Origin of the sequence: Spongiactinospora gelatinilytica (assembly GCF_003236385.1) — a bacterium.
Classification (GTDB): Bacteria; Actinomycetota; Actinomycetes; order Streptosporangiales; family Streptosporangiaceae; genus Spongiactinospora; species Spongiactinospora gelatinilytica.
In genome coordinates this window covers 17676-27199 of sequence record NZ_POUA01000054.1, presented here as the reverse complement: position 1 = coordinate 27199, position 9524 = coordinate 17676, and the positions used below count along the sequence as shown (strand labels likewise).

Below are 9524 nucleotides of genomic sequence, written 5' to 3'. Positions count from 1 at the left end.
GTCCTGGCCGCCGCCCCCGCCGCGCCCGCCAGCAGTTCGGTCACCGCCTCCAGCTCCCGCCGTGAGGCCAGCCCGCTGGCCATGCTCTCCCGGAACAACGCCAGCGCGACCGCGGGCGTGGCCCGCGCGGCGAGCTCCACCTCCGTGTCGGTCATGCACGGCCCGGCGTCGATGAACCACAGGAACCCGAGCAGCCGCCCGCCGTGCCTGGCCGGCAGGCACACCCGGGGTAACAGGCCCAGCCCGGGGGCGGCCGGGGTGCGCAGCGGCCCGGCCGACTCGTGGATGCCCGCCCCGCGCAGCCACTCGCGGACCTCCGGCGCGGTGTGCCTGCGCAGGATGGAGTCACGCCTGATGTCGTCGATCGGCCCGTCCTGCTCGCTGTAGGCGACCACCCGTTGCAGGCGGTCCTCAAGGAGCAGCGGCCGGCGCAGCCGGGACGCGAGATCGTCCACGAGGCTCTGGAGATCGCCGGCCATGACACCTCCGATCAGCCATTTTTGTCAACTGTCGGAAAAATGACCGCGAACCTTCCCTACAACTGTTCGGTGATCTACGTCAAGCCCGTCTGTAGCGTCCTTCGCTGAGTGTGTCGTGGCGCACGCCGTAGCGCGGAGGGGTGATGCTGTGAGCAGCCGGAGGTTCGTCAGGTCGTTGATCGCGACGGCCCTGCTCGTCCCGCTGGCGGTGACGGGCGCGACCGTGCCCGCCGCCGCCGAGCCACCCCCGCAGCCCGAGCACCCCTGGCGGTACGACCACTGGCCGCAGGCCCAGCCGTGGCAGAGCGACGGGCCGGGCGCGCGGATACGGGTCGCGGCCGGGGACCCGGCCCCGATCGACCCCCAGAACTGGAAGAACCCCGACCACATGACGTGGGCCGACTACCGCAGACCGCCCGGCACCAACTGGGCCGACCCCACGGTCAAGGGTTCGGTCCGCACCTTCAAGGGCGCGCTCGTCCTGCTGGACTACCCCGACCAGCCGTTCGTGGTGACCCAGCCGCGGGGCTCCACGGTCTTCGAGAACCCGAGCGCAGAGGCCCACGACATCCCCCGCGACCAGGTCGCCCGGTTCTACCAGGACTTCCTGAACACCCCGAACCAGACCAACCGCGGGCACACCATCCACGAGTACTGGATGGAGGACTCCGGCGGGCGCTACGGCGTGGACCTCACCGCCTTCGGCCCCTACCAGATGCCGGGCAAGGACCACGAGTACGGGATGGAGTTCCAGGGGAACGGCGCCTGCCCGGCCGGCGACAGGTGCGACCGCAACCTGCGCGCCGACGGCCGCGCCGCCTGGATCGCCGACGTCGGGCAGCAGGTGCCCGCCGGATTCGACTTCGTCTTCTTCCTCAGCGCCGGGCAGGACGAGTCGGCCACCTGGCAGGAGTTCGGGATGATGAAGTTCCCGGCCAAGGAGCAGGTCACCGACGACTTCGGGTCCCCCGACCCGGCCCTCCCCAACTGGGCGAACACCCGCTACGTCGACTGGACCTCCTGGGCGTCGGCGTCGTCGATGTGGCCCAACGCCGAGGCCGGTTCCTCCACCCAGGCGGAAAGCTCCGGGCAGGGCGTCTTCGCCCACGAGCTGAGCCACATCCTGGGCATCGGCGACAACTACAACAACCCCTACGGCGTGCCGCCGCGCCGCGCCTACACCGGCATCTGGGAGATGCTCAGCCGCGGCTCCTTCAACGGCCCCGGCGGGCCGCACAGCAGGTGGAGCATCCCGCCCACCGGCGGCGGCTCGATGGGCGCCCAGCACATGCTGCGCAACAAGATCAAGCTGGGCCTGGTGGACGAGAACAACGTGCTGCGCCTGTCCCGTGAGGCGCTGGACGAGTCCGGGCTCGTGGTGGCCAGGGTCACCGCCCGCGTCGTCCAGCCGGGGCGGAGGGGCCTTTCGGGGGTCAACGTCGCCTTCGGCACCGGCGACAAGAGCCCGGCCTGCGACCCCGCCAAGGACCCGTTCTGCGACGGCGGCGGCTACGACAACTACACCATCGAGGTCGTGGACCGGATGGGCGCCGACTCCTTCACCCCTGATTCCGGCGTGCTGCTCGCCAAGACCCGGAACGAGGAGGTCCGGCCGTTCAAGCCGTTCGAGTGGGTGATCGACGCCAATCCGCAGGACATCGGGATGACCGACTACGTGCTGCCGGACGGCACCGCCGTACCGATCACCGTGGGCGACTACCGCCAGCTCTCCGACGCGCTGTTCCACGCGGGGACCGGGTCGGGCAGCGAGTTCGAGTACGTGGACGAGGCCAACCGGCTGCACTTCTACGTGCTGGACGTCCACCGCGACCGGCGCGGCGTGCTCTCCTACACCGTGGCGATCCGCTCCCTGGACGGCGCGGGCGAGCAGCGGCGCGGCGTACGGCTGTCGTCCACCGCCGGGGTCCCGGCCGGCGGCTCCTGGGCCAGATGCGCCTTCCCGCTCCGCAACACCGGCAGGGCCACCGCGCCGGGCGGCGAACACCCCGAGGACGTCGGGTCCTACCTGCGCTCCGACGTCTACCGGCTGTCGGCCAAGGCGCACGGCAAGGGCTGGTCGGTCACGCTGCCCAACGAGCTGGCCACGGCCCGCTTCGGGGAGACGGTGCTCGTCCCGGTCCATGCCAGGCGGGCGGGCGGCGACCGGATCGGCAAGATCACGCTCACCGCACGGTCCGAGAGCGATCCGGCGAGGACCGCGACGGCCACCTGCGTCGCCCGCGTCCACCGCTGAACCACCACTGGCACCGGTCGAACTCCCCGCCCCGCGAACGCCCCCGGCACCCGGGCATCTGGTTGAATCGAATCACCGAGCCGATCTCTCCCTTCGGAGGTTGGGCCGATGCCCGCGGCGACACGGTGGACCGGCAGGCGGGCGCGTCCGCGCCCTCGCCGCGGCATGCGGGTCGCCGCCCCCGCGGCGGCCGGGGTGGCGGCGGCCGGTGCCAGCATCCTGGCCACCTCGCCCGACGTGTTCGAGTTACCGATCCTGGCCAGGGTCGGCGTCACCGTCGTGGCCGGCCTGCTGGTCGGCCTGCTGGCCTGGGGCAACGCCAGGCTGCCCGGCGGCGGGGAGAAGACGCGGGAGCCGGAGATCGGCCCCTCCTGGCGGCCCCCCGACCAGTGGCCGCCGGCCAGCGCCCACTTCACCGGCAGGAGGAGGCGCTGGCGGAGCTGCGCGGCGTGTTCGCCGAGCGGTTCGACGGCCGCGGGCACACCGCCCGCCCCGACGCGACCTCCGCGCTCGTCGTCTCGGTGTACGGCAGGGCGGGCGTCGGCAAGTCGGCCCTGACCGCCATGTTCGGCAACGAGATCGGCGACTGGTTCCCCGACGGCCGCCTGTACGCCGACCTGCGCGGCGTGGACGCCCCCATCGATCCCAAGGAGGTGCTCACCGGGTTCCTGCGCGCTCTGGGCGTCCGCCTGGCCACCGACCCCGGCGGGACCGACGAGCTTCGCCAGCTCTGGCTCACCTGGACCAGGGGCCGGCGCATCCTCATCGGCCTGGACAACGCCGACGACGCCGATCAGGTGCTGCCGCTGCTGCCCGCCGAGCCCGGCTGCGCGGTCATCGTCACCTCCCGCCGGCCGCCGTAACGGACGATGCCGAGGCCCCGCTGCGCGAGGCGTACGACATCTTCGCCACGCTCGGCGACCAGGCGGCGATGAAGCGGGTGCGCGAGTACCTCAGCGCCTCAGGTCCCCGGATCCTCGCTGAGGCCGCCGCCGATCAGGCCCGCCCCCGTCCTCCTGACCTCCGCGACGCTCCGCCGGAACGTCTCGCGCACCTCCGCCGCCTGGTCGGCCAGCCGCTCCACGCGCGGCGCCGCATCCGCTCCCGGCACCGTCTCGGCGAGCAGGTCCTGGTAGTCGGGAGTGCGCTCGGTCAGTACCTCAAGCTGCTGGAAGGCGCGGTAGACCTGGTCGGCCCGGTAGACCTGGAGCGCGTAGTCCTCCAGCGCGCGGACCCGGGTCGTCAGCGCGGACAGCGCCGCCGCCAGCGCGTCGTCGTACGGCGTGAACGCCTGCGACACCTCATAGGGCAGATCTCTCGGCACGATCCTGCGGTGCTCGGCCGCCACCGCGGAGATCCGGGCCAGCCTGCGGGCGATCTGCCAGGTCTCCTCCGGGAGGGTCACCGCGTTGTCGATGGTGTCGATCAAACCCGCCCGGTTGATCTCGGAGGCGAGCACCGAGTCGGCCGCCTCCTGGGCGCGGCGCAGCAGGTCGGCGCAGTCCCGGTCCAGGTCCTCCGGTAGTACGTACCGGTCGCCGTGCTCGACGGCGAGCGCCGCCCGCCGCCGCTCGCTCCGGCCGCCCGACTCCCCGGCGGCCCAGCGGATCGCCGCCACCATCCCGGCGACGGCGAGCGCGACCAGCAGGCCGCGGAAGTCGGTCAGCCCGGCGACCAGGATGAGAAACCCGATCAGCGCGAACAGCGGGAAAGGGTCGGCCTTGCGCTTGCCGCGCGCCTGGGCGGTCCGGCGTAACCCGTTCGGGCGGCCCTCCCCAGGGTGCGGGGCCGGGGCGCCGTCCCTGGACCGGTGCGCCCTGGCGGCGCGTAACGCCAGCGGGCCGGTCTGCAGCAGCCACCGCACCTCGCCGTCGAGCGCGGGGTCGAACTCCGCGCGTGGCGCACGTGTTTGTCGCACTCGCCGGTACCTGGCCTGGGGGTCCACCGGCCCTCCCGTCGCGCCGATCTCCTCGATGCCCTCGCACGGCGTACACCGCCGAAGGGCGACACCTCCTGTCCTAACCCGTAAGCGGCGATATATGACAGTAATAGCTATAGAGCCTATGGGGGGATGGACACAGTGACGCGCTGGATCGACCTCGAAGGTGCCGCCAACGTGCGCGACCTCGGTGGATTACCGACATCCGACGGCGGGGCCATTCGCGGCGGAAGGGTCCTCCGCTCCGACAATCTGCAAGGTCTGACCGCCGGCGACATGGGGTTCCTGGTCGGTGAGCTGAAGCTGCGGCAGGTCGTGGACCTGCGCTCGAACGCGGAGGTGACGCTGGAGGGCCCCGGGCCGCTGACCGAGGTGTCCGAGGTGACGATCCACCACCACACGCTGTTCTCCGAACGCGGCGTCCACACGGACGTCGAGGCCGACACCGTGGACACCGACCGCGTGCTGCCCTCGACGGCCGGACGCGAGGAGACCGACCCCGCCGTACTGCGCGTCGCCGGCTTCTACCACGCCTACCTGCGCGACCGTCCCGACTCCGTGATCGCCGCGCTGCGCGTGCTGGCCCGCGCAGACGGAGCCGCGCTCGTCCACTGCGCGGCCGGAAAGGACCGCACCGGAGTGGTGTGCGCGCTGGCGCTCAGCGTCGCCGGGGCCACCCGGGAGGCGATCGTCGAGGACTACGTGGCCACCGCCGACCGCATCCACCGCGTCATCGCCCGGTTGCGGACCAGCGAGACGTACCGGGCGGACCTGGACAAGCGCCCGGTCGATCACCACCTGCCCCGGGCGCCGTACATCGAGCGGTTCCTCGCGGGGCTCGACGCCCGTTTCGGCGGGCCGCTCGGCTGGCTGTCGGCCAACGGTTGGACCGGCGAGGACACCCGCGCCCTGCGCGCCCGGCTGCGCGACCCGCTGTGAGCCCAGCGGGTCAGCCGAGCCGGACCACCGTGCGCCCGGCCGCCGACTCTCTGGCGGCCTCCAGCACGGTCAGCGCGGCCACCGCGCCGGAGGGATCGACCGGAGGGGGCGCCCCCTCCCGCAGGCTCGCCACCACGCCCCGGTAGAAGTCGAGATAGGCCCCAGGCAGGGTCGGCACCCTGCGGCTGTCGCCGCCCGCGCGGACCACGCCCCACCGCTCGGGCGGCTCGTCGCCGAACCCCGGTTCGTCCGGCCGGGCCCCCGCGCGCAGCCGCTCCTCCTGCACGTCCAGGCCCTCTTTCACATAGGCGGCCCGCGAGCCGAGCACCCGCAGCCGGGGGCCCAGGTGCGGGGCGACGGCGCTGACCCACAGGTGGGAACGCGCGCCGCCCGCGTGGGTGATCGCGATGAACGTGTCGTCGTCGCCCGCCACGCCCGCGCGGCGCACGTCGGACTCGGCGTAGACCTCGACGGCCGGCCCGAGCAGCCGCAGCGCCTGGTCCACCAGGTGGCTGCCGAGGTCGTAGAGCAGCCCGCCGTACTCGGCGGGGCCGCCCGCCTCGCGCCAGCCGCCCTTGGGCACCGGCCGCCACCGCTCGAAGCGCGACTCCAGCCGCCGCACCTCGCCGAGCTCGCCCGATCGCACCAGGGCGAGCAGGGTGCGGAAGTCGCCGTCCCAGCGGCGGTTCTGGAAGACGGTGAGCATCAGGCCGCGCTCGGCGGCCAGTCGTACCAGCCCTTCGGCGTCGCGGGCCGTGCCCGCGATCGGCTTGTCCACCACCACCGGCAGGCCCGCCGTGAGCGCCTGCGTCGCGAGCGGCACGTGCGTGCGGTTGGGCGAGGCGACGATCACCACGTCGCACTGCTCCCACAGCCGCTCGGCGGCCTCCACCACACGGGTGCCGGGGTGCGCCGCGCGCACCCGCGCGGCGCGGGCCGGGTCGCGGGTCACCACCGCGGCCAGGCGCATCCCCGGGGTGGCGGCGACCAGCGGTGCGTGGAAGAACTCACCCCCCGTGCCGTAGCCGATCAGACCGGCGCGCAGCTCCTCGAAACCCATCCTCCCACTCTAGGGGATCATGGGGCTGACCTCGGCGATCAGCTCTCCGTCTCATCGCGCTCCGCAAGGAACCGCTCGAACTGCGCGGCCAGCTCATCACCCGTCGGCATGGGGGTGCTCTCGGCCATCAGGTTCTGTCCCGCCGAACCGGCGGCGAAGGCGTCGTACTGCTGCTCCAGCCCGGTGATCGCGGTGGACAGCTCGGCCGAGCCCTGGATCTGCTCCTCGATCTCGGCGGTGGTCTTCTCCGCCGCCGAGCGCAGGCCGTCGAGCGGGAACACCAGGCCGGTGCTCCTGGTGACGGCCTCCAGCGCGGCCAGCGCGGCCTGCGGGAACTCGGCCTGCGCCAGGTAGTGCGGCACATGTACGGCGTAGCCCACCATGTCGCGCCCCTGCGCGCCCAGCCGGAACTCCAGCAGCGCCGCCATGCTCCCCGGCACCTGGACCCGCCCGAACGACGTGCTCTGCGGCCCGATCAGCTCCGGGCGGCTGGCGTGCGCGGTCAGCCCGAGCGGCCGGGTGTGCGGGATTGCCATCGGGATGCCGTGCGCGGTGATCATCTTGCCGACGCCCAGCCGGGCGGCGAGCTGCCCGACCGCCGTGGCGAACAGCTCCCACTCGCGGTCCGGCTCCGGGCCGGTCATCACCAGGAACGGTGTGCCGGTGGTGTCGTGCGCGAGATGCACGGCGAGCCGCAGCGTCTCCGCCTCGACCCATTTGTCGGTGTCGAAGGTCATGATCGGGCGGCGTGACCGGTAGTCGAGCAGCCGGTCCACGTCGAATGTCGCCACGATGCGGTGCTCCAGCTCGTCGAGCAGGTGGCCGAACGCGAGCCTGCCCGCCCCTCCGGCGTCGACGAACCCGTCGAGGTGGTAGAGCAGCACCGGATCGGTCAGCTCCGGCACGTCATCGCCGAGCCGATAGAGATCCGTCGGGTCGAACACGTTCCCCCACCCTTTCGTGAGTCCTGTCCCACTCAAACCTACGCCGCGCACCGCTGATTCCGCCGTGCGCACATTACCGGTGCACAATGGCGAGCATGGAGTCAGAGCAGCCGAGCGAAGAGGTCCGGGAGTTCGCCACCCGGATGTTCGACCTGGCCAGGGCGGGCGACACCGACACCCTGGCCGCCTACGTCGACGCCGGGCTGCCGGCCGACCTCACCAACGAAAAGGGCGACACCCTGCTGATGCTGGCCGCCTACCACGGCCACGCGAGCACGGTCCGCGCGCTGGCCGAGCGCGGCGCCGACCCCGACCGGGCCAACGACCGGGGCCAGACGCCGCTGGCCGGCGCGGTGTTCAAGAAGGAGCCCGAGGTGGTGCGGGCGCTCCTGGACGCGGGGGCCGACCCCGGCCGGGGCACGCCGTCCGCGGCCGACACCGCGCGGATGTTCGGCAACGAGGAGTTCCTGCGCTGGTTCAGTCGATGAGCTCGTGGTGGAAGCTGCCCACCTCGCCGGGCAGCACCGCGTCGGTGAACCTCCGCGTCTCGCGCGCCCAGTCCAGGTAGCCGCGCATCCAGTCCTCCAGCCCGGTCACGCACCGCCGGGTGGCCACGCGCACCTGCTCGCTCGCGCGCAGCGCGTCGAGCCGGCGCTCCAGGGCGTCCTTGGCTGCGAGGAAGCGTCCGATCCGGTCGCGGACCGTCTGTTCCACCTGGTCCACGGCGTCCTGCAACGACCCGCCGTTGGCCTTCCACAACACGATGACCAGGTTGTGGAACTCGCCCTGGAGCAGTTCCCTGCGCAGGCCGATCACGTCGTTGGTGCAGACCACCACGTGCCCGGCCTCGTGCCGCAGTGCGGTGTACTCGGGGGAGTGGCGGATGGCCATCGGCACCTCGAAGTGCTCGACCAGTTCGATGAGGTCGAAGGACGGCGGGACGTAGGCGATGTCCAGCTTGCGTTCCACGTAGGTCTCCGGGTCCGGCACCTTTCCCGTCGCCCGGTTGTCCACCTCCCACATCGCCGCGTCCAGGCACTGCCGCAGGTCGGCGGAGAACCGCTGCCACCACGCCTCATCGGCCCTGACCCGCATCCGCGCGCCGAGGTCCGCCAGGCCCAGCAGCACCGGCCCCGCCGAGGGCCCGGGCGGCTCGCCGCGCAGCAGCGCCTCGGCCCGCTCGGCCAGCCGCCGGGCCAGCCGGGGGTCCCTGCCCACCTCCGCCAGCTCGAACTGGTCATCGAACACATGGAACCAGCTGTTGAGGTCGGCCGCGAGCGCCAGGTCCGGCAGTGACGCCTCTGGATACAGCCGGGCCACCAGGCGCGCGTAGGACTCGCCGGCGAACCGGTCGGCCTCCGCCCCGCCGGCGATGAGGCCCAGCCGGGCGGCCCATGCGGTGGTGTGCTCGGCCGCCTCGGCCTCGAACGGATTGATACGCGACGGAAACGGTACGCACAAGTCAGGCAGTACCACGCTATCCACACATACCTCCATACAGCCGTTCTGTCGCGAAAGGAGCAATAAGCACCATAGGCCGCAAACGATGGAAGCGGCTATACCCTCTGCAGCAGGGGATCAATCACGATTCGTCATGATCTAGCGGCGCCTGTGTGTTATGTCAGAATGCCCGAAATTTCGGATGAGGCGGTCCTGTCCGCCAAGTCACTCCTAACCATCCCAAACCCCCACCATTTCCACCCTCACCGGGCCGGATGTTCTCGGCTCCTCTACGCTGACCCGCCTGCCCCGCTCTAGCAACCCCTCTCGCCAAGGTCCGTACGGTTCGCCACGGATCGCCGGTCCGTCAGGGTTTCATACTATATCGATCGGATTTTTGGGGTACTGTCGAGGGGTCGCCGGACGGGATCGCCGGACGCGTCCGCTGCGGCGGCGAGCCGCACGGCCC

Annotated in this window: 8 protein-coding genes and 1 pseudogene; 4 read left to right on the top strand and 5 right to left on the bottom strand. The window is 72.2% G+C overall.

Annotated elements, in window-relative coordinates; genetic code table 11:
- Window positions 1-479 (bottom strand): annotated as a pseudogene (locus C1I98_RS09900) (PucR family transcriptional regulator); the annotation flags it as partial.
- 148 nt (window positions 480-627) lie between these two features.
- Here C1I98_RS09900 and C1I98_RS09895 point away from each other — a divergent pair.
- A complete protein-coding gene (locus C1I98_RS09895; protein ID WP_111166857.1) occupies window positions 628-2733 on the top strand; it encodes a M6 family metalloprotease domain-containing protein in 2106 nt (701 codons plus the stop codon).
- Window positions 2734-3122: 389 nt separating this feature from the next.
- Entirely contained in the window at window positions 3123-3596 is a 474-nt protein-coding gene (locus C1I98_RS09890; RefSeq protein ID WP_111166855.1) for an AAA family ATPase, read from the top strand.
- A gap of 98 nt (window positions 3597-3694) precedes the next feature.
- On the opposite strand, the gene C1I98_RS09885 is transcribed toward C1I98_RS09890, so the two are convergent.
- Window positions 3695-4651 (bottom strand): hypothetical protein, encoded by a 957-nt coding sequence (locus tag C1I98_RS09885; protein WP_111166853.1) that lies wholly within the window; start codon window positions 4649-4651, stop codon window positions 3695-3697.
- Window positions 4652-4804: 153 nt separating this feature from the next.
- Here C1I98_RS09885 and C1I98_RS09880 point away from each other — a divergent pair, with 153 nt between their 5' ends.
- Window positions 4805-5611: a tyrosine-protein phosphatase gene (locus C1I98_RS09880; RefSeq protein ID WP_111166851.1), complete on the top strand. Its 807-nt coding sequence runs from the start codon at window positions 4805-4807 to the stop codon at window positions 5609-5611.
- Between the two features lie 10 nt (window positions 5612-5621).
- Here the strand turns inward: C1I98_RS09880 and C1I98_RS09875 are convergent, their stop codons facing one another.
- Together C1I98_RS09875 and C1I98_RS09870 are read right to left on the bottom strand one after the other, a co-directional pair.
- Window positions 5622-6671: a Gfo/Idh/MocA family oxidoreductase gene (locus tag C1I98_RS09875; protein ID WP_111166850.1), complete on the bottom strand. Its 1050-nt coding sequence runs from the start codon at window positions 6669-6671 to the stop codon at window positions 5622-5624.
- Between the two features lie 38 nt (window positions 6672-6709).
- Entirely contained in the window at window positions 6710-7615 is a 906-nt protein-coding gene (locus tag C1I98_RS09870; RefSeq protein ID WP_111166848.1) for a proteasome assembly chaperone family protein, read from the bottom strand.
- A gap of 95 nt (window positions 7616-7710) precedes the next feature.
- Here C1I98_RS09870 and C1I98_RS09865 point away from each other — a divergent pair, with 95 nt between their 5' ends.
- Window positions 7711-8103 (top strand): ankyrin repeat domain-containing protein, encoded by a 393-nt coding sequence (locus tag C1I98_RS09865; protein WP_111166863.1) that lies wholly within the window; start codon window positions 7711-7713, stop codon window positions 8101-8103.
- Here C1I98_RS09865 and C1I98_RS09860 read toward each other — a convergent pair.
- Window positions 8093-9100: a terpene synthase family protein gene (locus tag C1I98_RS09860; RefSeq protein ID WP_233507628.1), complete on the bottom strand. Its 1008-nt coding sequence runs from the start codon at window positions 9098-9100 to the stop codon at window positions 8093-8095. The genes C1I98_RS09865 and C1I98_RS09860 overlap by 11 nt on opposite strands.
- Window positions 9101-9524: the final 424 nt, after the last annotated feature.